The sequence below is a fragment of the Rhodophyticola sp. genome (assembly GCF_965284195.1).
In the GTDB taxonomy this organism is placed as follows: Bacteria; Pseudomonadota; Alphaproteobacteria; order Rhodobacterales; family Rhodobacteraceae; genus Rhodophyticola.
The window spans coordinates 1,438,911-1,458,894 of record NZ_CBDIRM010000001.1 but is presented as its reverse complement, the minus strand read 5'-3'; the positions used below and the strand labels follow the sequence as shown (position 1 = coordinate 1,458,894).

General features: G+C 64.2%; 19 protein-coding genes. 7 read left to right on the top strand and 12 right to left on the bottom strand.

Going from position 1 to position 19,984, the window contains the following annotated elements; translation table 11 throughout:
- The first annotated feature begins 47 nt into the window (after nucleotides 1-47).
- The 4 genes from ACQ651_RS07240 to ACQ651_RS07225 all read left to right on the top strand — a co-directional run bounded on the left by ACQ651_RS07240 (nucleotide 48) and on the right by ACQ651_RS07225 (nucleotide 5,120).
- Nucleotides 48-1,619 (top strand): helicase HerA-like domain-containing protein, encoded by a 1,572-nt coding sequence (locus ACQ651_RS07240; RefSeq protein ID WP_430448912.1) that lies wholly within the window; start codon nucleotides 48-50, stop codon nucleotides 1,617-1,619.
- Between the two features lie 210 nt (nucleotides 1,620-1,829).
- Complete coding sequence (locus ACQ651_RS07235) at nucleotides 1,830-3,815, top strand: heme lyase CcmF/NrfE family subunit (RefSeq protein ID WP_227286132.1); 1,986 nt, start codon at nucleotides 1,830-1,832, stop codon at nucleotides 3,813-3,815.
- The gene (locus ACQ651_RS07230) at nucleotides 3,812-4,270 is read left to right on the top strand and encodes a cytochrome c-type biogenesis protein (RefSeq protein ID WP_375552504.1); all 459 of its coding nucleotides are present in this window, start codon (nucleotides 3,812-3,814) and stop codon (nucleotides 4,268-4,270) included. Before ACQ651_RS07235 ends, ACQ651_RS07230 begins: the two co-directional genes overlap by 4 nt.
- A gap of 73 nt (nucleotides 4,271-4,343) precedes the next feature.
- The gene (locus tag ACQ651_RS07225) at nucleotides 4,344-5,120 is read left to right on the top strand and encodes an enoyl-CoA hydratase-related protein (protein WP_430448911.1); all 777 of its coding nucleotides are present in this window, start codon (nucleotides 4,344-4,346) and stop codon (nucleotides 5,118-5,120) included.
- Between the two features lie 132 nt (nucleotides 5,121-5,252).
- Here ACQ651_RS07225 and ACQ651_RS07220 read toward each other — a convergent pair whose 3' ends face one another.
- The 6 genes from ACQ651_RS07220 to ACQ651_RS07195 form a co-directional block, all read right to left on the bottom strand.
- Nucleotides 5,253-6,551: a branched-chain amino acid ABC transporter permease gene (locus tag ACQ651_RS07220; RefSeq protein ID WP_227286214.1), complete on the bottom strand. Its 1,299-nt coding sequence runs from the start codon at nucleotides 6,549-6,551 to the stop codon at nucleotides 5,253-5,255.
- A 5-nt stretch (nucleotides 6,552-6,556) separates the two neighbouring features.
- A complete protein-coding gene (locus ACQ651_RS07215) occupies nucleotides 6,557-7,567 on the bottom strand; it encodes a branched-chain amino acid ABC transporter permease (RefSeq protein ID WP_121898774.1) in 1,011 nt (336 codons plus the stop codon).
- Between the two features lie 4 nt (nucleotides 7,568-7,571).
- Complete coding sequence (locus ACQ651_RS07210; protein ID WP_227286126.1) at nucleotides 7,572-7,949, bottom strand: hypothetical protein; 378 nt, start codon at nucleotides 7,947-7,949, stop codon at nucleotides 7,572-7,574.
- 3 nt (nucleotides 7,950-7,952) lie between these two features.
- Nucleotides 7,953-8,783 (bottom strand): ABC transporter ATP-binding protein, encoded by an 831-nt coding sequence (locus ACQ651_RS07205; RefSeq protein ID WP_430448910.1) that lies wholly within the window; start codon nucleotides 8,781-8,783, stop codon nucleotides 7,953-7,955.
- Nucleotides 8,780-9,559: an ABC transporter ATP-binding protein gene (locus ACQ651_RS07200; RefSeq protein ID WP_227286122.1), complete on the bottom strand. Its 780-nt coding sequence runs from the start codon at nucleotides 9,557-9,559 to the stop codon at nucleotides 8,780-8,782. The genes ACQ651_RS07205 and ACQ651_RS07200 overlap by 4 nt, the downstream gene beginning before the upstream one ends.
- A 77-nt stretch (nucleotides 9,560-9,636) precedes the next feature.
- Nucleotides 9,637-10,833, bottom strand: a complete 1,197-nt coding sequence (locus tag ACQ651_RS07195) for an ABC transporter substrate-binding protein (protein ID WP_227286120.1) — start codon at nucleotides 10,831-10,833, stop codon at nucleotides 9,637-9,639.
- Between the two features lie 205 nt (nucleotides 10,834-11,038).
- Here ACQ651_RS07195 and ACQ651_RS07190 point away from each other — a divergent pair, with 205 nt between their 5' ends.
- Nucleotides 11,039-12,142: a PQQ-dependent sugar dehydrogenase gene (locus ACQ651_RS07190; protein ID WP_430448909.1), complete on the top strand. Its 1,104-nt coding sequence runs from the start codon at nucleotides 11,039-11,041 to the stop codon at nucleotides 12,140-12,142.
- Nucleotides 12,143-12,220: 78 nt separating this feature from the next.
- Here ACQ651_RS07190 and ACQ651_RS07185 read toward each other — a convergent pair whose 3' ends face one another.
- The 6 genes from ACQ651_RS07185 to puuE form a co-directional block, all read right to left on the bottom strand.
- A complete protein-coding gene (locus ACQ651_RS07185; protein ID WP_227286116.1) occupies nucleotides 12,221-13,639 on the bottom strand; it encodes a TRAP transporter large permease in 1,419 nt (472 codons plus the stop codon).
- Between the two features lie 78 nt (nucleotides 13,640-13,717).
- The gene (locus ACQ651_RS07180; RefSeq protein ID WP_430448908.1) at nucleotides 13,718-14,356 is read right to left on the bottom strand and encodes a TRAP transporter small permease subunit; all 639 of its coding nucleotides are present in this window, start codon (nucleotides 14,354-14,356) and stop codon (nucleotides 13,718-13,720) included.
- Nucleotides 14,357-14,416: 60 nt separating this feature from the next.
- On the bottom strand, nucleotides 14,417-15,430 hold the full coding sequence (locus tag ACQ651_RS07175) for a C4-dicarboxylate TRAP transporter substrate-binding protein (RefSeq protein ID WP_430448907.1): 1,014 nt from the start codon (nucleotides 15,428-15,430) through the stop codon (nucleotides 14,417-14,419).
- Between the two features lie 84 nt (nucleotides 15,431-15,514).
- Nucleotides 15,515-16,012 carry an ureidoglycolate lyase gene (locus tag ACQ651_RS07170; RefSeq protein WP_430448906.1) on the bottom strand — a complete coding sequence of 166 codons (498 nt, stop codon included), beginning with the start codon at nucleotides 16,010-16,012 and terminating at the stop codon, nucleotides 15,515-15,517.
- The gene (locus ACQ651_RS07165; RefSeq protein ID WP_430448905.1) at nucleotides 16,009-16,830 is read right to left on the bottom strand and encodes a bifunctional allantoicase/(S)-ureidoglycine aminohydrolase; all 822 of its coding nucleotides are present in this window, start codon (nucleotides 16,828-16,830) and stop codon (nucleotides 16,009-16,011) included. Before ACQ651_RS07165 ends, ACQ651_RS07170 begins: the two co-directional genes overlap by 4 nt.
- Complete coding sequence (puuE, locus tag ACQ651_RS07160; RefSeq protein WP_430448904.1) at nucleotides 16,827-18,257, bottom strand: allantoinase PuuE; 1,431 nt, start codon at nucleotides 18,255-18,257, stop codon at nucleotides 16,827-16,829. Before puuE ends, ACQ651_RS07165 begins: the two co-directional genes overlap by 4 nt.
- Before the next feature lie 135 nt (nucleotides 18,258-18,392).
- Between puuE and uraH the strand changes: the two genes are divergently transcribed.
- Entirely contained in the window at nucleotides 18,393-18,749 is a 357-nt protein-coding gene (uraH, locus tag ACQ651_RS07155) for a hydroxyisourate hydrolase (RefSeq protein WP_227286104.1), read from the top strand.
- Nucleotides 18,750-19,982 (top strand): urate hydroxylase PuuD, encoded by a 1,233-nt coding sequence (locus ACQ651_RS07150; RefSeq protein ID WP_430448903.1) that lies wholly within the window; start codon nucleotides 18,750-18,752, stop codon nucleotides 19,980-19,982.
- Nucleotides 19,983-19,984 lie beyond the last annotated feature (2 nt).

The following is a 19,984-nucleotide window of genomic DNA, read 5'->3' as shown; positions in this document are numbered from 1 at the left end:
AGAATGTATGGTATCGCGACTGGAATTCTTTGGGACGGTTCAGACGCATGAGTGATGGTATCTTTATCGGTGGTGGCGGCAACGCATATGCGGAGCCGCAGACCCTGCTTTTGAAATACGCAAACCGCCACGGGCTGATCGCGGGTGCCACGGGCACGGGCAAGACGGTCACCCTGCAAATTCTGGCGGAAAGCTTCTCGGCCCGGGGTGTGCCGGTGTTCCTGTCCGATGTGAAGGGCGACCTGTCCGGACTTGGCGCCAGCGGCACGGCCGATTTCAAGCTGCATGAGGCTTTCATGTCGCGGGCCGGGACAATCGGTTTTGCCGATTATGCCTATCGCGCCTTTCCGGTGACCTTCTGGGACCTGTTCGGAGAGGCGGGCCATCCGGTGCGCACCACGATTTCCGAAATGGGGCCGCTGCTCCTGTCGCGCTTGCTGGAGCTGTCGGAGGCGCAGGAAGGGATCCTGAACATCGCCTTCCGCGTGGCCGACGAGCAATCGCTGCCGCTGCTGGATCTCAGGGACCTTCAGGCGCTTCTGGTCTGGGTCGGCGAGAACCGCGAGACGCTGAGCCTGCGCTACGGCAATGTCTCCACCGCGTCGATCGGCGCGATCCAGCGGCGTCTGCTGGTACTGGAAGGGCAGGGCGGCAGCCAGCTGTTCGGGGAGCCTGCGCTGGAGCTGTCCGACATCATGCTGCACGACGAAGAGGGGTTCGGCCGGATCAACATTCTGGTCGCCGACAGGCTGATGGGCGCGCCCCGGCTTTATGCGACCTTCCTGCTGTGGCTGTTGTCGGAGCTGTTCGAGACATTGCCCGAGGTGGGCGACCCGGACAAACCCAAGCTGGTCTTCTTCTTTGACGAGGCACATCTGCTGTTCGAGGACGCGCCCAAGGCCCTGATCGACAAGGTGGAGCAGGCGGCCCGTCTGATCCGGTCCAAGGGCGTCGGCGTCTATTTCGTCACCCAGAACCCGGCCGATGTGCCCGAGGATATTCTGGGCCAGCTCGGCAACCGGGTTCAGCACGCGCTTCGCGCCTTCACGGCCAAGGATCAGCGGGAGTTGCGGCAGGCGGCGGAGAATTACCGGGAGAACCCGGATTTCGACACCGAGGATGCGATCCGCGAGGTGGGTGTGGGCGAGGCCGTGACCTCGATGCTGGAACGCAAGGGCGTGCCCGGCGTGGTGCAGCGGACGCTGATCCGCCCTCCTTCGTCCCAGCTTGGCCCGATCGCCGTGGCCACGCGGGCGGCTCTTGTCGGCGCATCGCCTGTGGCCGGAAAATACGAAGCGGCCATCGACCGCGACAGCGCCTTCGAGATGCTGACCCGGCGCGCGGAAGAGGCGGCGGCGGAGGCGGAAAGGGCCGAAGCTCTGGAGCGGGAGACCGAGAGCACCGCGGAGCGGGAGTTTCAGGCCGGGCGCCGCTATTCCGGCACCCGCGTCAGCCGGTCCACATCCACCGGTAAATCCGGCGCGGGCACGCGCGGGCGGTCCAGCCGAAGCGACAGCATCGCGACCACCTTCGCCAAGAGCTTTGCCCGCCAGCTTGGCACGAGATCGGGCCAGGCGCTGGTGCGCGGGGTGCTGGGCGGGCTGTTCCGCGGCCGGTAGGCCCGGCGGGCGGGTGTCTTGGGCACTGCCCCGTGCGACCGTTCGCCCCGGTCCGTGGGGCGTTGGCGCAATCCGGCCAAGCAAATCATGGTGAGGGCGAGCGTGGCCTGTGGCGCGGCTCGGCCCCCCCGCGACATCAATGCACAATCCTATGTGATCTCAACATACTATCTATTGGCGCAACGGCGTGCGGAGGCCTAAGGTAGAGACATGATTGTAGAACTCGGACATTTCGCCCTGATCCTGGCCTTCATGGTCGCGATCTTTCAGATGATCGTGCCGATGATCGGCGCCGCGCGCGGGCAGGCGGGCTGGATGGCCGTGGCCTCTCCGGCGGCAACGGCGCAATTCGCGTTGACCGCCGTCAGTTTCGGGGCGCTGACCTATGCTTTCGTCACATCGGATTTCTCGCTCAGTCTGGTGGTCAACAACTCCCACACGCTGAAACCGATGATCTACAAGATCACCGGGGTCTGGGGGAACCACGAAGGTTCCCTGCTTCTGTGGGTGCTGATCCTGACCCTGTTCGGCGCCATGGCCGCGTGGTTCGGGGGCAATCTGCCGCCGACATTGCGCGCCCGTGTGCTGGCGGTGCAATCCTCCGTGGCGGTCGCGTTCTTCGCCTTCATCCTCTTCACCTCCAACCCGTTCCTGCGGATGGAGATCCCGCCCTTCAACGGCCAGGATCTGAACCCGCTGTTGCAGGATCCCGGTCTGGCCTTCCATCCGCCGTTTCTCTATCTCGGCTATGTGGGCCTCTCCATGGCCTTCTCCTTCGCCGTTGCCGCGCTGATCGAGGGCCGGGTCGATGCGGCATGGGGCCGGTGGGTCCGTCCCTGGACGCTGGCGGCCTGGGTCTTCCTGACCATCGGCATCGGGCTTGGCTCCTGGTGGGCCTATTACGAGCTTGGCTGGGGCGGCTTCTGGTTCTGGGACCCGGTGGAAAATGCCAGCTTCATGCCCTGGCTGATCTCGGCGGCACTCCTGCACTCCGCCATCGTCGTGGAAAAACGCGAGGCGCTGAAAAGCTGGACGATCCTGCTTGCGATCCTGGCCTTCGGCTTCTCCCTGATCGGCACGTTCATCGTCCGCTCGGGCGTCCTGACCTCGGTCCATGCCTTCGCGAACGATCCGGAGCGGGGGGTCTATATTCTGGCGATCCTGACGATCTTCATGGGCGGCGCCCTGCTGCTCTTCGCGTTCCGCGCGGGCATCATGGAGGCGAAGGGCGTTTTCTCCACCGTCTCCCGTGAAAGCGCGCTGGTGGTGAACAACCTGCTGCTTGCGGTCTCCTGTTTCGTCGTTTTCATCGGGACGATCTGGCCGCTGATCGCCGACATGTTCTTCGGCCGTACGCTTTCGGTCGGCCCGCCCTTCTTCAACGCGGCCTTCACGCCCTTTGTCATCGGTCTGGCCGTGGCCCTGCCGATCGGTGCGATGCTGCCATGGAAACGGGGGCGGATCGGTCGCGCGATGAAACCGCTTGTCGGCGCCGCCGTGCTGGCTGTTGCGGCGACGCTTCTGAGCTATGCGATGTTCACCGGCTCATCGGCCATCGGTCCGCTGGCGATCGGCCTGTCCGTCTGGCTTGTCGCCGGAGCCGCGATCGATCTGTGGTCGCGCACCGGGCGAGGTGAGATCGGCAACCGGCTTGGCCGGCTGACCCGTCTGCCGCGTGCCGACTGGGGCAAGGCCGTCGCCCATGCGGGTTTCGGCGTCACGCTCTTCGGGATCGCGGCGCTGACCACCTACCAGATCGAGGATATCCGCGTCGCGCAGGAGGGGCAGCCCTATCAGGTGGGCGCCTATGAAATCGAACTGGTGGAGGTGCGCCGGGTCGAGGGGCCGAATTATCTCTCGACCATGGCCACGATTTCCGTCACCGATCATGGCCGGGTTCTCGACCTGCTTTACCCCGAGCGCCGGATCTACCCGGTCGCGGGCATGCCCACCACCGAGGCCGGGATCAACAACGGCTTCACCCGCGATGTCTATGTGGTCATCGGCGATCCGCAGGATAACGGCGGATGGGCGGTCCGCACCTATATCAAACCCTTTGCGAACTGGATCTGGGGCGGTGCCATCATCATGGCGCTTGGCGGGTTCCTGTCGCTGTCGGACCGCCGCTATCGCGTGGCGGCCGGTGCGGCCAAGGCGCGGGTTCCCTCGGCCTCGGGCGGGGTGCCGGCAGAATGATCCGTGCCCTGATCCTGTCTCTTGCCCTGATCCTGCCGGGTGCCGCCCTGGCGGTGCAACCCGATGAGATCCTTGACGATCCGGTTCTCGAAGAACGCGCCCGGGATATCTCGACCGGGCTGCGTTGTCTCGTCTGCCGCAATGAAAGCATCGACGAAAGCAATGCCGAACTGGCCCGCGATCTGCGTCTTCTGGTGCGCGAACGACTGGTCGAAGGCGACACCGATGAAGAGGTGATCGAGTTCGTGGTGGATCGCTACGGCGAATATGTGCTGCTCAACCCGCCCGCCCGCGGCTCCACGCTGATCCTGTGGCTTGCGGGCCCCGCGATCCTGCTGGTCGGTCTGGGTCTTGCCGCAAGCTATGTGCGCCGCCGCAATCACGCCACCGCGCCGGGCGAGGCCGCGCTCAGCGATGCGGAAGCCACACGGCTGGCGGAGATAATGAAGGACTGACGCGGCGTTTCCGCTTTCCTGAACTGATCGGTTTGATATGGTCCGCCCCGGAACAGGGACAGCGGAGACCTCCATGATTTACGAAACCATCACCCTCGACATTGCCGATGATATCGCAACCGTCACCCTGCGGCGTCCCGATGTGATGAACGCGCTCAACACCCAGATGCAGGCCGAGATCACGCATGCGGTCGGAAATGCGGGGCGCGAGGCGCGGGTTGTCGTGCTGACGGGGGAGGGCCGGGCGTTCTGTTCCGGGCAGGATCTGGGCGACCGCACCAATGTGGGCGACATCAATCTCGAACGGACACTGCGCGACGAATACATCCCGATGCTGATGGCGATCGTCGATTGCCCGGTTCCCACGATTTCCGCCGTGAACGGAACGGCCGCGGGCGCGGGGGCCAATCTGGCCCTCGCCGCGGATGTGGTCATTGCCTGCCACAGCGCCAGCTTCATTCAGGCGTTCAGCCGGATCGGCCTGATCCCCGACGCGGGCGGCACCTATGTGCTGCCGCGCCAGATCGGGATGGCCCGCGCCATGGGGGCGGCGCTGTTTGCCGACAAGATCACCGCCGAGCAGGCCGCGGATTGGGGCATGATCTGGGAAGCGGTGCCGGACGCGGAGTTCTCCGAGCATTGGCGCGGCCGGGCCGCGCATCTGGCAAAAGGCCCCACCGCCGCCTATGCCAAGGTGAAAGAGGCCCTGCAGGCCAGCTTTGGTAATTCCATGGCCGAGCAACTGAAGCTTGAAGGCAAACTTCAGGGCGATTGTGGCCGCACCCGTGACTTCAAGGAGGGTGTCATGGCCTTTCTCGAAAAACGGCCGGCCCGCTTCGAAGGGCGCTGAGCGTCCGCCAAGCCACGCCGGGCAAGGGCCGCAGCGGCCCGGCCCGTTCCCTCATCCCATCATCATTGTCAGGAACGCTCCACGCGGGGGCCAAGGGCCAATGCGGGATCGGTGCCGGCCGGTGCATATCGCTCAGCGTTCGGGGATCAGCCCGCGCGGGCTGAAGCGCAGGACCAGCAACAGGATCAGCCCCATGGTCAGCAGCCGCATATGGGCCGCCGAATCGAGCAGGTGATCACGCAGGCCGCTGTCCTCCGCCATGCCTGCGGTGATGCCCTGCATCAGCATCAGGCCGATCGGTTCCACCTGAATCCACAGCCACCAGACAAGGAAACCGCCCAGAACCGCGCCCCAGTTGTTGCCGGAGCCGCCGACGATCACCATGACCCAGATCAGGAAGGTGAAGCGCAGGGGCTGGTAGGTGCCGGGCACAAGCTGGCCGTCCAGCGTGGTCATCATCGCCCCGGCCAGCCCGCAGACGGCCGAACCGAGGATGAAGATCTGCAAATGCCGCGCCTTGACGTTCTTGCCCATGGCCGAGGCGGAAATCTCGTTGTCGCGGATCGCCCGCATCATCCGACCCCATGGGGAGTTCAGGGCCTTCTCGCTCAGCCAGATCAGGGCCAGCAGAACCACGATGAACAACCCGGCATATGCCAGCTTTACCGCAATCGTCGAGGCGCTGACCGGATCGGCGCCGATGCCTTGCGCCAGTTCGACGAAGCGCTCATTGGCCTGCAGATCGACTTCGAACGGAACGGGCCGCGGCAGTCCGGTGACGTTCTTCACACCACGCGCCAGCCAGTCCTCGTTCTTCAGAACGGCGATGACAATTTCGGCGATGCCGAGCGTGGCGATGGCCAGATAGTCGGACCTGAGGCCAAGGGCCGTTTTCCCGATGATCCACGCCGCACCGGCGGCAAGAAGCCCGCCGACCGGCCAGGACAGGACGACAGGCAGGCCCAGACCGCCCAGATACCCGGTCAGCGCAGGATCGATGCTTTCAACCCGGGCCACGCCCGCATCGAACACCGCGCGGAAAATGAAGAACCCCGCGACCAGAATGATCAGGATGACAATCCCGCGCATGCGTCCCGGCCGCATCCGGCCCCAGACGAGAATGGCGCCGACAATGGTTGCCGCCCCCAGCACCAGACCCAGAAGCACCTGTACCCCGCCGGCCGCCCATGCGCCTTCGACCGGCGGCATGGATACGAGAACCGCGGCGAGGCCGCCAAGCGCCACAAACCCCATGACACCAACATTGAACAGACCCGCATAGCCCCATTGCATGTTCACGCCGAGCGCCATGATGGCCGATACCAGCCCCATGTTGAAAATCGTCAGCGCGGTGTTCCAGGACTGAACGAACCCCGTCCCGATGAAGAGCGCGCCCACCAGAACGAACAAAAGCACATGTTTCGGCTGCATCGTTTTCATATCGATTTGCCTTTCATGATGCCGGTCGGACGGAACAGAAGCACGATCAGCAGGATCGCGAAACTGACCGCGAATTTGTAATCGGTGGACAGAAGCTGCAACAGTCCGTCCGGCTGCCAGCTTTCCGGCGCCAGATAGCTCACCACCCTTCGGAAGGCATAGGTGACCGTGATCTCGGAAAACGCGATGACGAACCCGCCCAGAATCGCGCCAAGCGGATTGCCGAGCCCCCCGACGATGGCCGAGGCGAAGATCGGCAGCAGAAGCTGGAAATAGGTGAAGGGCTTGAAACTCTTGTCGAGCCCGTAAAGCACGCCCGCCGTGGTCGCCAGCGCCGCAACGATCAGCCATGTATACAGCACCACCCGCTCCGGGTTGATGCCCGACAGCAAGGCCAGATCCTCGTTGTCGGAAAAGGCGCGCATGGACTTGCCGGTGCGGGTGCGATTCAGGAACCAGAACAGCAGCGCCACCGCGATGATCGCCACGACGATGGTGATGCCCTGACTGGTGCGGAACGCGAGCCCTTCTTCCAGCCCGGTCATCTCGCGGAAGGTGCGGGCGGAGATGATGAACCGCTCCCCGTCGGCAAAGCGCTGATCGTCGACGCCGATGATGAAGCGCACGATTCCGTTCATGATGAACATCACACCCAGAGAGGCGATCACATAGATCACCGGTTTGGCCTTTTGCGCCCTGTAGAAGCGATAGACCGCCCGGTCCGTCCCGATCAGCAGAAGCCCCGTCGCGGCGATGCCCACCGGAAGCGCCAGAAGCGCCGTGGGCAACGGCCCGAGAGACACGCCCGCCCCCTGCAGAAACCAGGTGACCAGAATGGTGACCATCGCGCCAAAGGCCATGGTGTCGCCATGGGCGAAATTGGAAAACCGCAGGATGCCGTAGATCAGCGTCACACCCAACGCGCCAAGCGCAAGCTGCGCACCGTAGGCCGTGGCCGGGATGATGACGAAATTCAGAAGCGTAACCAGCGCGTTCAGGAAATCCATGTCTCTAAAGAGCCTCACATGTTCCGAAATAGGTGACGGCCATCGGGCTGCCATCGAAGATATGCGCCGTCATCAGCGCGGTACTGTCGGCCTCGATCGTGATCATTTCCGCCAACCCGTTCCGCCCGGCGCTCGCATAGCTGACTGGCGGGGCCGCGTCCGGGTTGAGCCGGGTGACCGGCGTGTCGCCCACGACGCTGGACAGAAAGAGCCGCCCCTCATGATCGGCAGCCAGGATCGTAATCTGGTAGGCGGCGGCGCCGCAGGGCTCGCCGGTGATGCATTCCACCGTGAATTCGCAGGCCCACGGCTCGGCAGTGGCCCCGGTCGCGGCCTGCAAAAGGCCCGCACCCGCCAGAAGAGCGATATATGCGGCCCGCACGCCTCAGCCCCCCAGAAAGCTCTTGCGGACCTCTGGATCGGCCAGCAGTTCCGCGCCGGTGCCGCTGAAGGCGTTGCGCCCCTGGACCAGAACATAGCCCTTGTCGGCAATCGCCAGCGCCTGTCTTGCGTTCTGTTCGACCATCAGGATCGGAATGCCGGTGCGCGCCACCTCGATGATCCGGTCGAACAGCTCGTCCATCACGATCGGAGAGACGCCCGCCGTCGGCTCATCCAGCATCAGCACCTTTGGCTTGGTCATCAGGGCCCGGCCCACGGCGACCTGCTGGCGCTGCCCGCCGGACAACTCGCCCGCGGCCTGATTGCGTTTCTCCTTCAGGATCGGAAACAGGTCATATACCTGCGCCATGGTGCCCGAGATATCGTCGCGCCGGATGAAGGCGCCCATTTCAAGGTTTTCCTCCACGGTGAGCGAGGTGAAGATGTTCGATGTCTGCGGCACGAAGCCCATGCCCTTGCCCACGCGGGCCTGCGGGGTCAGTTCGGTGATCTCCTCGCCATCCAGCAGCACCTCGCCCTGGCGCAGGTTGAGCATGCCGAAAACCGCCTTCATTGCGGTGGATTTGCCGGCGCCGTTGGGCCCGACGATCACGGCGATTTCACCCGGTTCCACGGCAATCGTGCAGCCATGCAGGATATCCGCGCCCGAGCCGTATCCGCCGGTCATCGCCCGGCCGACCAGAAACGGATTGTCGCCCTCGATCTTGCGGGGCTGGCCTCCGGGTTTGACCGGGTCGCCCATTCGCGGAGCGGCGGGGCGGGTTATGGAGCGGTCCTTGTTGCCGCGATCGTCTTCATAGGGAGATCCGCTCATGCGGTGGCCGCCTTGTTTTTCAGACCTGTGCCCAGATAGGCCTCGATCACCTGCTCGTTTGCCTTGATCTCGTCGATGGTTCCCTTGGCAAGGACATGTCCTTCGGCCATGACGATCACCGGGTCGCAGAGGCGGCCGATGAAATCCATGTCATGTTCGATCATGCAGAACGTGTAGCCCCGTTCGGTGTTCAGACGCTGGATCGCGTCGCCGATCGTGTTCAGAAGCGTCCGGTTCACGCCCGCGCCGACCTCGTCCAGAAAAACGACCTTGGCATCGACCATCATCGTGCGGCCGAGTTCCAGCAGTTTTTTCTGCCCGCCGGACAGGTTGCCTGCTTTTTCGTCACTCAGATGGTCGATTGTGAGGAATTCCAGCACCTCATCGGCCTTGCGGGCCAGCGCGCGCTCTTCGCTGGCGATCCGGTGCCGTGCAAACCAGGCATTCCAGAGCGCTTCGCCGGATTGATCGCCGGGCACCATCATCAGGTTCTCCCGCACGGTCATCGAACTGAATTCATGGGCGATCTGGAAGGTGCGCAACAGCCCGCGCGAAAAAAGCTCATGCGGAGGAAGGCCGGTAATGTCTTCCCCATCCATGATCACGCGCCCGGATGTGGGTTCAAGAACGCCTGCGATAACATTGAAAAGAGTGGTCTTTCCTGCGCCATTCGGGCCGACCAGCCCGGTGATGGAGCCGGTTTCGATGGTCAGTGTCGCGCCATCGACCGCATGGAACCCGCCGAAATGCTTGTGGACGTCTTCAACGACGATCATCTTTTTCGATACCCCCAAATGAAGCAGCCCGGTCCAGACGCCGGGCTGCTCCTACCTGTGTTTCAAATCATCGGCAATCAGCGATACCGGGCCGTGACAATCTCACCACCTTCGATCGAGATCTCGCGATAGTTGCCCGCGCTTTCGCCCGGACCGATCAGTTCCACCGCCGAGGCGCCCTGATAATCGATCTCCTCGCCGGCTGCGAGAAGCTCCAGCGCACGGCCAAGCTCGCCCGGCTGGATCGGCTCGCCCGGTGCGTTGGCCACATCCATGATATGGGCCGCATAATCGCCGGGCGCGGTGGAGCCTGCGGCCTGCATGGCCAGCATGATCAGGGCCGCGGCATCATAGCTTTCCTTGGAGAAGGGCGAGGTGCCGTCGAAGCCTGCGGCTTCGGCCATGCCATGATAGATCTCGGCGCCTTCGCTGTCGGTGCCGGGGTGCTGGCCGAAAGAGCCATCGATATCGCTGCCGAAGTTATCGGTGAGCGCCTGACTGACCATCCCGTCGGGGAAGACGAAGGTGTCAAACGCGCCGCTGTCGAGCGCGGATTGCACGATGCCGGAGCCGCCCTGATCCACATAGCCCGCGACAACCAGCGCATCACCGCCCGCGGAGGCAAGCGAGCCCACTTCGGCCGAGTAATCGGCGCGGCCGTCTTCATGTGCGGAGACCAGCGTCACCGTGCCGCCCGCTGCTTCGAAGGCTGCGGCGAAACTGTCGGCGAGGCCCTGGCCGTAGTCATTGTTGGTGTAGGTCACGGCGACCTCGGAGATACCGCGGTCCATGATCACATCCGTCATCACCTGACCCTGACGCGCATCGGAAGGTGCAGTGCGGAAGAAGAGGCCACTATCCTCGATGCTCGACAATGCGGGGGAGGTGGCGGACGGCGAGACCATGACCATGCCGTTCGGCACTGCGACATTGGACAGGATCGACGTGGTGACGCCGGAGCAATCGGCCCCCACGATCCCGTCCACGCCATCTGCGGTGATCAGCCGCTCGGCCGCGGCCTGGGCGGCGGCGCTGTCGATGCAGGTGCTGTCCGCGCGGACCGAGGTGACGCTCATCCCGCCCAGCAGATTGCCGCTTTCGGTGACTTCGGCCATCGCCATTTCGGCTCCGTCGGCCATGGCGGGGGCAAGCGATTCAATCGGGCCGGTAAAGCCCACAATCACGCCAAGCGTTACGGAATTGGCATGACTGTCGGCATATGCAGCGGTTGCCATGACAGCAGTGGCCGTTGAGGCCAGCAGAAGCTTTTTCATTGTTTTCTCCCTGTATGGATCGCGGTGATCCGTCATGTGTGGAAGGTTAGTCCGGCCAAAACGGATTGAAAAGAGGCAATTATGCCGCTCAGCATGCGGAAAACAGGGGAAAAACCGGGTTTTTTCACAGCTGCGTCAGGGGGCTGGTCCTGCATGGGCCCGCGCCCTAGGTTTTCCGGTGCCATCTGAGGAAAAGAGCCGTCTCATGCCACATCTTCTCAAGGCCGCGATTTTGGCCGTTTCCCTTGCCGCACCCGCCATCGCCGAGCAGATCGACACCAGCGCCGGCCCGGTCGATGTGACCCCGGTGGCGACCGGTCTCGTCGAACCCTGGTCGGTGGCCTTCCTGCCCGATGGCGGCTTTCTGGTGACCCTGCGCGGGGGGCAGATGCTGCGGTTTGACGGGGCGGGCGGATCGGTTTCGCTGTCCGGATTGCCGGAGATCGCGGTGGGCGGACAGGGCGGCCTGCTGGATGTGATGGTGCCGCGCGACCACGCGGAGACGGGCGAGATATTCTTTACCTTCGCCATGCCGCAGGGGCGCGGAGCGGGGACCGCCCTTGCCCGCGCGCGGCTGGCCGATGCGCGGCTGGAAGATGTCACCGTGATCTGGGCGTTGGAGCCCGGCAGTTCCGGCGGGCGGCATTTCGGCAGCCGCGTGGTCGAAGGAGCGGACGGATACATTTACGTGACCGTGGGCGACCGCGGCGATCGCCCGTCGGCGCAGGATCTGTCCCGCGAAAATGGCAGCGTGATCCGCGTGGCGCGCGACGGATCGGTGCCCGCCGACAACCCCTTTGTCGGACAGGAGGGCGCGCAGCCCGAGATCTGGTCCTATGGCCACCGAAATCCGCAAGGCGCGGCGCTGGATCAGTCCGGCCAGCTTTGGGTGGTCGAACACGGGGCGCGCGGTGGCGACGAGGTGAACGAGGTGCGGCGCGGTGTGAACTACGGATGGCCGGTGATCGCCTATGGCCGGCACTATTCCGGGCTGCGGATCGGGCAGGGGACCGAAGCGCCGGGAATGGCGCAACCGGCGCATTACTGGGACCCCTCCATCGCGCCATCGGGCATGGCATTCTATCAGGGCGACCTGTTTCCCGAATGGCAGGGCGATCTGCTGGTGGGCGCGCTGGTCTTCGACTATATCGCCCGGCTGGACCCCGATCAGGGCATGGAGGAGGTCGAGCAGATCGCGGGCCCCGCAACCGCACGGGTCCGCGATGTGCGCGTGGCCCCGGACGGCGCGATCTGGTTCCTGTCGGTGAACACCGACACGCTCTACCGGATGGCGCCGGCCGGGCGGTGAGGGGCCGCGCTGCCGAGCCTGTCACCATTCGGCAAAGGCCGGAAAAACCGGCCGGTCGGACACGGGAAGCGACCCGTTTCAGACCAATGAGGGCAACCAGAGCACGATGCCGGGAAACGCGATGAGCACGGCCACGGTGGCCACATCCGCGCCGAAGAAGGGCGTGGCGCCCCGGAAAACATCCTGAACGCTGATCGGCAGCTTGCTGTCCTGTGCGACGCCCGCGACCACGAAACAGTTCAGCCCGATGGGCGGTGTTATCAGGCATAGCTCCGCCATCTTGACAACGATGATGCCGAACCAGATGGCGCATTCCTCCGATGTCATGCCGAAGGCGGACATCTCGCGGGTGACATCGGGGCCGCCATTGAGCGCGATGATGGCCGGGAAGGTCACCGGCAGGGTCAGGATGAGCATGCCGATCGCGTCCATGAACATCCCGAGGATCACATAGGCGCCGAGGATCATCAGCAGGATGAGATAGGGCGACATCTCGAGGCCCGAGATGAAGGCCGCGAACTGATCGGGCAATTGCGCGAAGCCGAGGAAGCGCACATAGATCAGAACGCCCCAGATCATCGCGAAGATCATCGCGGTGAGCTTGGCCGCCTCCATCAGCGCGGAGCGCAGCTGACCCCATTTCATGCCCTTCCAGAGCGCCATGATCAGGACGACGAATGCGCCAAGCGCGCCGGCCTCGGTCGGTGTGGCCCAGGCACCGTCTTCGCCGCGGTAGTAGATCGAGAAGATGATGATGAAGACGACGAAGAGGATCGGGATTGCGCCGGGCAGAGACGCGAACCGCTCGCCCCAGGTGAAGCCGGTGACGGGTGGCCCCAGATTCTTGCGGATCTTGGCAAGCCCGATGACCAGCCCGGCATAGATGAGCGCGGAGACCATGCCGGGGATGAAGCCCGCCAGCAGAAGCTTGCCCACGCTTTGCTCCACGATGATCGCGTAGATGACGAGGATGGCGGAAGGCGGGATCAGCGAGGCAAGCGTACCGCCCGCGGCGACCACGCCCGCCGCAAAGGCCTTGTCGTAGTTCATCTTCAGCATCTCGGGGATAGCGATCCGCGCGAAGACGGCCGAAGTGGCGACCGACGCCCCGGAGACGGCGGCGAACCCGGCGGTTGCAAACACCGTGGCGACGCCCAGCCCGCCCGGAAGCCATCCGACCCATCGTTTGGCGGCCTCGAACAGGGCTCGTGTCAGACCGGCGTAATACGCCAGGTAGCCGATCAGAATGAAGGTCGGGATCAGGCTGAGCGCATAGCCGGTGGATTTGGAATGCGGGACCTGACCTGCCAGTTTGATCGCCGTCACGAGGCCCCGGTCGAAGCCCTGACGCTGCATGAAATAGATGCACAGGCCAAGCATGCCGACAAAGGCCGCGGCAAAGGCGACGCGGACGCCGATCAGAACCAGAACCAGCAGAAGAGCGGAGAGCCAGAGCGAAACGGTGAAGATATCGACGCCGTCAAGGAGGGCGCGCATGTCTAGGATGCTGTCCAATTCAGAGGGCCTTTCCGGGCGCGCGTGCGGTCTGCAAGTATGTCTGGCCGGTGGGGTGGATCACGTATCATCCTCCCGTCCGCTGACGGTGCGGGCCTCCCGCGTGGCCTGGGTCATCGGATCGTCGGGCAGGGGTACGGCGACCGGTTTGTCCTCGCCCGTCCGAAGCGCCCGCCAGTAGCCCCAGAGTTGCAGGACGAGCCGGAGCCAGAGAATGGCCAGCGCAAAGGGCACGATCAGCTTGGCGGGCCAGAGCGGAAGGCTGATATCGATGGAGCTGTCGCGGGAGAAATTCGGCGCGTTCAGGTCGAAGCTGCGCTGGAAGTGAAACCACGTGCCATAGACCAGCGCGGTCGTCACGATCAGCATGAACAGGATCGAGATCCATTCGGCGAACCACAGGATGCGTCCATGCAGGCGGGAAACGACGATATCCATCCGGATATGCCCCCCCTCGCGCTGGCAATAGGCGAGCCCCAGAAACGCGAAAAGCGCCATGAGCTGTTCCGTCCAGTCCACGTAGCCCGGCACCGGGGCATTGAAGATCTTGCGGCCGAACACGTTCCACACTGCCATCAGGACCAGCATGAAAATCACGATCCCGCCGATCAGATTGAGGCTGCTTTCCAGCTTCAGAAGTGCGCGGTCCAGCCGCGAAAGAGTGCTGTCGTCGGTCAGAACCGCAGAGGAACTTGACATGTCCGGGAGCCCGTCAATGAGGGGCGGCCCCTGAGAAACGTCTCGGGGCCGCCCGGTGTGTCAGTTGCCGGCGCGATGTTCGGCGAGCGTTGTCTGCACGAGGTCGTAAAGCTCCTGCGCGGGCAGGCCCTGCGACGACATCTGTTCGATCCAAGCCGCATGGATGGGGGCCGCGTTTTCCGCAAGGGCGGCCAATTCTTCATCGGGGATGGTGATCCTTTCGACTCCGCGTTCCTCCAGCACCGCATCCCACCGCTGCAGCAGTTCGGCGTAATTGTCGAGATAGTGCTGGATCGCCCCATCCACCGCCGCGTCGAGGGCCGCGCGGTGGTCCTCGGGCAGCGCATCATAGGCGTCGGTGTTGACCACGATGGGGCAGTTCACCGTGCCGGGGTTGAGGTTTTCGGTCCACCAGTCGGCGATGTCGATCGTCCGGAAGCTGAGATGTGCGTGCTGCGCGAAGGCGACCGTGTCGACCACGCCGCCCTCCATCGCGTTGTAGGCCTCCGACGAGGTGACCGAGGTGGGCACTGCGCCGACGCTTTCCATCAATTCGCCGATGCCGCCGGTGGCGCGCACGCGCATCCCCTCGAACTCCGCAAGGCTGTCACGCGGCTCGCCGGTGCCGACGAGATTGTATTGCGGCATGGGCGAGGTCATCAGCAGGCGCGCATTCCAGCGGCCGAGATCGGCCTGTGTGGCGGGGTGGTTGTAAACCGCGTGGCTGACGGCGACCTCCTCCTCCAGGGTCGAGACGCCCAGGAAGGGCAGTTCCAGAACCGTGATGGAGGGATTCTTGTCGCGGTGATAACCGGCGCAGAACTGTGCCATCTCGAATGCGCCTATCGAGATCCCGTCGAGATTCTCGCGGTTGTCGCTGAGCCCGCCATAGGAAATGTTCATGGTGAACTCGCCGCCCGTGGCCTCGGCCACGGCATCGGCCAGATGATGCACATGCTCGGTGAAGGCGCGGCGCTGCCCCCAGAGCGAGACATTCCATTCCGTGGCCAGCGCTTCGCCCACGAAGGAGAGTGAAAGAACAGCCCCGATGGCCGTTGTCGTCAGATGTTTCATGGATACCTCCCTTTTGCAGGCCTCAAGCGGACCCGCTTGGGTGCAAAGTTAGACAGGCCCGGCAGGTATTGCCAAGGGAAAATGTCAGAATTGGTGAGTTATCATGACCGGTTTGGCCAGAAAATGCTCTTCCAGATTGTCGCCGGAGCCGATCCGGTCCACCACGGCGAACAGGCCGGGCGCACGCAGCGGGGTGAGAACGCCATGCCATGTGCCGGCGTGCAGATTGATGCCTTGGCCCGGCGCGGTCAGAAAGGCCAGCGGGGTGCCGGGCCGCCCGTTGGCATCGGGCGCGACGGTCACCAGAAACGGATGTTCGGTCATCGGCAGGAACGCCTGAGATCCGAGCGGGTGGCGCTCCATCAGGTCGAGTGTGTAGGGCAGGGTGCGCGGCTCGGCCCGGAACAGGCTGATCCCGGCACGCCCATCGGCGAAGGACAGGCGCGCGCGGTCGTGAAATCGGCCACAGAGCCCCTGATTGATCAGCCTGTCGGGCGGGCCCTCGGCCTCCAGCACGTCGCCGAACGGGGCGAAGGCGGCGGCGGTCAGGGGCTGCGCCGCGATCCGGGCCGCGCCGGTCATCGCAGGGTCAGCTTCGGATGCCGGTTCACATCCTTGTAGAGCAGATAGCGGAACCGCCCCGGCCCCCCGGCATAGCAGGCCTGCGGACAAAACGCCCGCAGCCACATGAAATCCCCCGCCTCGACCTCCACCCAGGTCTGGTTCAGCAGATAGACTGCCTTGCCCTCCAGAACATAGAGCCCGTGCTCCATCACATGGGTTTCGGGGAAGGGGATGCTGCCGCCGGGCGCGAAGGTCACGATGTTCACATGCATGTCGTGGCGCAGATCGTCCGCGGCGACGAAGCGCTGCGTGCCCCATGTCTCGCCCGTGTCGGGCATATAGGCAACCGGCACCTCCGCCTCGTGGGTCACGAAGGGCTCGGGCGCTGCAAGGCCCGGTGCCGGTTCATAGGCCTTGCGGATCCAGTGGAAGGTCGCGGGCGCCGCGCCGGGATTGGCGATCCGCCATTGGCAGCCCGCGGGCAGATAGGCGTATCCGCCGGGCGCAAGATCATGGGCGGTGCCGGCGATGGTGAGCCGAAGATCGCCGGAGGTCACGAAGATCACCGCCTGGCCGGTCTTGTCGGGCTCGGGGCTTTCGCTGCCGCCACCGGGGGCAAGCTTGACGATCAGTTGCGCGAAGGTTTCCGCAAATCCGGTCAGGGGCCGGGCCAGGATCCAGGCCCGCGCCCCGCTCCATCCCGGCAGGGCCGAGGTCACGATATCGCGCATCACGCCGCGCGGGATCACCGCAAAGCTTTCGTGGAATTGCGCCCGGGTCGTGGCGAGCGCGGTCTGCGGCGGCAACCCGCCCTGGGGCGTGGCATAGCTGGTCATGGCAAAAGCGCTTTCAGGCGGTGCAGGGCGATCCGTTCGACCTGATGACAGGCCTCGGAAAACTCGGTGTCGGTGTCATTGTGCAGGCGGCGGTCAAACGCGGTCATGATGGTGGTTTTCGTGTGATCCCTCACGGCGATGATAAACGGAAACCCGTGTTTCGCGACATAGGCGGTGTTCAGGCGGGTGAAGACCTCGTGCTCCTTCGCGGTCAGGGCGTCCAGACCCGCGCTGGCCTGCTCGGCGGTACTGTCCTCGGTCAGCCGCTTCGCCGCCGCCAGCTTGCCGGCCAGATCCGGATGTGCCTTGAGCACCGAAAGGCGCGCGTCGGGGGAGGCGCTGCGGAAGGCGCGGGCCATCGCATTGGCGAGACCCGCGGCCGTGTCATGCGCCGGCCCAAGCTCCAAGGCGAATGCCCGTTCGGCAACCCATGGAGAATGCTCGAATACCGATCCGTAAGCCTTTACGAATGTGTCTTTATCCATCTCCGATGGTCGTGGGGGATCGGTCGCGGGCGGGTGGGTTTCCGCCCAGTGGGTTGCGATATCGATCCGCCGCGCGAACCAGACATCCCGATGCCGCATCGCATGGTCCAGAAACCGTTTCAGCGCCATGATCCGCCCGGGCCGGCCGATCAGCCGGCAATGCAGGCCGACGGACATCATCTTGGGCGCGCCGGCCTGACCTTCGCTGTAAAGCGCATCGAAGGTGTCGCACAGATAGCGTTCGAACTGGTCGCCGGCGTTGAAGCCCTGCGGCGTGGCAAACCGCATGTCATTGGCGTCCAGCGTGTAGGGCACGATCAACTGGGCCCTTTTGCCAAAGCGCGTCCAATATGGCAGGTCGTCCGCATAGCTGTCGGCGACATAGGCAAATCCGCCATCCTCCGCCGCCAGCCGCACCGTGTTTTCCGAACAGCGGCCGGTATACCACCCGCTTGGCCGCGCGCCGGTCACCTCGGTATGGAGCCGGATCGCCTCGGCCATGTGGGCCGCCTCAACGTCGGGTGGGAAATCCTTGTAATCTATCCATTTCAGCCCGTGGGATGCGATCTCCCACCGGGCCTCAAGCATGGCGGCGACCTGTTCGGGCGACCGGGCGAGCGCGGTGGCCACGCCATAGACGGTGATCGGGATACCCAGATCGGTGAACAGCCGGTGCAGCCGCCAGAACCCCGCGCGCGCGCCGTATTCGTAGATCGATTCCATGTTCCAGTGGCGCTGCCCGGGCCAGGACGCGGCGCCGACGATCTCGGACAGGAACGCCTCCGACCCGGCATCGCCATGAAGCAGGTTGTTCTCGCCGCCTTCCTCGTAGTTCAGCACGATCTGAACGGCGATTTTGGCTCCGTCCGGCCAGCGCGGGTCCGGAGTGTCGGCGCCATAGCCGCTCATGTCGCGCGGATAACGGGGTGCGGTGCTCGCCATTGGTGCCCTCAAATGTCGCAGATGCCCACGAATTACGCCGCAAAACCCGCAAAGGGCAAGGGCCGGACCTGATCGCGGCTTGCACATCGGAGGCAAAACGTCCGAAATGCCCGCAAAACACTCAAAGGAGGGGCCATGGCCGAGGGATTTTTGACCACCCATGTGCTGGACACCGCGCGCGGTCGCCCGGCTGAGGGTGTGGTGATCCGGCTTTACCGGCTGTCGGGCAGCGGCGGCGACATGATCGCGGAGGCGGTGACCAATGCCGATGGCCGGACCGACACGCCGATCCTGTCGACCGGGGATTTCCGAACCGGCCGCTATGAGCTGGTGTTCCATGTGGGCGATTATCTGCGCAAAACGGGGCAGGCGGCGGCGGAACCCCTGTTTCTGGACGAGGTGCCGATCCGCTTCGGCCTGTCCGAGCAGAGCCACTACCACGTTCCGCTGTTGATCTCTCCCCATGGCTATTCCACCTACAGGGGCAGCTAGATGGATCAGACCATCCTTCTTCACTGGGTCGAATTTGCGGTCCGATGGCTGCATGTGATCACCGCGATCGCGTGGATCGGCTCCAGCTTCTATTTCATCGCGCTTGATCTTGGCCTGAGGCGGGATCCGAAACCGGCCAGCGGCGCGGACGGGGACGAATGGCAGGTCCATGGCGGCGGCTTCTACCACATCCAGAAATACATGGTGGCCCCCGCCGAAATGCCCGATCATCTGGTCTGGTTCAAATGGGAAAGCTATGCCACCTGGCTGTCGGGCGTGGCGCTTCTGGCCGTTGTCTACTGGCTGGGCGCGGAGCTTTTCCTGATCGATTACAATGTGATGGAGCTGACGACCTGGCAGGCGGTTCTGATATCGGCCGGCTCCCTGATTGTCGGGTGGGTGATCTACGATCTGCTCTGCAAATCGCCGCTCGGGCAGAATCCGACGGCGCTCATGCTGTTTCTGTTTCTGTTGCTCGTCGTCATGGCATGGGGTTACACGCAGGTGTTTTCGGGCCGGGCCGCCTTGCTGCATCTGGGCGCGTTCACCGCGACGATCATGACCGCGAATGTCGCGATGATCATCATTCCGAACCAGAAAATCGTTGTCCGCGATCTGAAGGCGGGCCGCACGCCGGATGCGAAATACGGGCAGATCGCCAAGCTGCGCTCGACCCACAACAATTACCTCACCCTGCCGGTCATCTTTCTGATGCTGTCGAACCACTATCCGCTGGCATTCGCGTCGGACTACAACTGGATCATCGCAAGCCTCGTGTTCCTGATGGGGGTCACGATCCGGCATTTCTTCAACACGATGCACGCCAAGGGCGGCATGCTCTGGTGGACATGGGGCGCCACGGCGGCGATTTTCGCGGCCATCGTCTGGCTGTCGGTCCTGCCGCTGTCCCGTGACGAACCGCTGGAGGAAGCCCGGCTGCCGCCCGTGTCGGAGCGGTTCGTGGCCCATGCGGATTTTGCCGATGTGGCCAATATCGTCCTTGGCCGCTGCTCCATGTGCCACGGGGCGGAGGTTTACTGGGACGGTATCGCGACCGCGCCGCGCGGGGTGTATCTGGACAGTGACGCGGCCATCGCGGCCAATGCCAGAGCGATCTATCTGCAGTCGGGCGTGACCCATGCGATGCCGCCCGGAAATCTCAGCTTCATGGAAGAGGCCGAGCGCGCGGCGATCCGGAACTGGTATCGTTCGGTCACAGCCGGTGCGTTGTAGCG

Coding starts and splice junctions, on each gene's coding strand:
- ACQ651_RS07175 (WP_430448907.1), bottom strand. CDS start 15,430: ATGAAACATCTGACGACAACGGCCATCGGGGCTGTTCTTTCACTCTCC.
- ACQ651_RS07240 (WP_430448912.1), top strand. CDS start 48: ATGAGTGATGGTATCTTTATCGGTGGTGGCGGCAACGCATATGCGGAG.
- ACQ651_RS07180 (WP_430448908.1), bottom strand. CDS start 14,356: ATGTCAAGTTCCTCTGCGGTTCTGACCGACGACAGCACTCTTTCGCGG.
- ACQ651_RS07200 (WP_227286122.1), bottom strand. CDS start 9,559: ATGATCGTCGTTGAAGACGTCCACAAGCATTTCGGCGGGTTCCATGCG.
- ACQ651_RS07195 (WP_227286120.1), bottom strand. CDS start 10,833: ATGAAAAAGCTTCTGCTGGCCTCAACGGCCACTGCTGTCATGGCAACC.
- ACQ651_RS07190 (WP_430448909.1), top strand. CDS start 11,039: ATGCCACATCTTCTCAAGGCCGCGATTTTGGCCGTTTCCCTTGCCGCA.
- ACQ651_RS07165 (WP_430448905.1), bottom strand. CDS start 16,830: ATGACCAGCTATGCCACGCCCCAGGGCGGGTTGCCGCCGCAGACCGCG.
- ACQ651_RS07185 (WP_227286116.1), bottom strand. CDS start 13,639: ATGCGCGCCCTCCTTGACGGCGTCGATATCTTCACCGTTTCGCTCTGG.
- ACQ651_RS07170 (WP_430448906.1), bottom strand. CDS start 16,012: ATGACCGGCGCGGCCCGGATCGCGGCGCAGCCCCTGACCGCCGCCGCC.
- ACQ651_RS07150 (WP_430448903.1), top strand. CDS start 18,750: ATGGATCAGACCATCCTTCTTCACTGGGTCGAATTTGCGGTCCGATGG.
- puuE (WP_430448904.1), bottom strand. CDS start 18,257: ATGGCGAGCACCGCACCCCGTTATCCGCGCGACATGAGCGGCTATGGC.
- ACQ651_RS07205 (WP_430448910.1), bottom strand. CDS start 8,783: ATGAGCGGATCTCCCTATGAAGACGATCGCGGCAACAAGGACCGCTCC.
- ACQ651_RS07230 (WP_375552504.1), top strand. CDS start 3,812: ATGATCCGTGCCCTGATCCTGTCTCTTGCCCTGATCCTGCCGGGTGCC.
- ACQ651_RS07235 (WP_227286132.1), top strand. CDS start 1,830: ATGATTGTAGAACTCGGACATTTCGCCCTGATCCTGGCCTTCATGGTC.
- ACQ651_RS07215 (WP_121898774.1), bottom strand. CDS start 7,567: ATGGATTTCCTGAACGCGCTGGTTACGCTTCTGAATTTCGTCATCATC.
- uraH (WP_227286104.1), top strand. CDS start 18,393: ATGGCCGAGGGATTTTTGACCACCCATGTGCTGGACACCGCGCGCGGT.
- ACQ651_RS07225 (WP_430448911.1), top strand. CDS start 4,344: ATGATTTACGAAACCATCACCCTCGACATTGCCGATGATATCGCAACC.
- ACQ651_RS07220 (WP_227286214.1), bottom strand. CDS start 6,551: ATGCAGCCGAAACATGTGCTTTTGTTCGTTCTGGTGGGCGCGCTCTTC.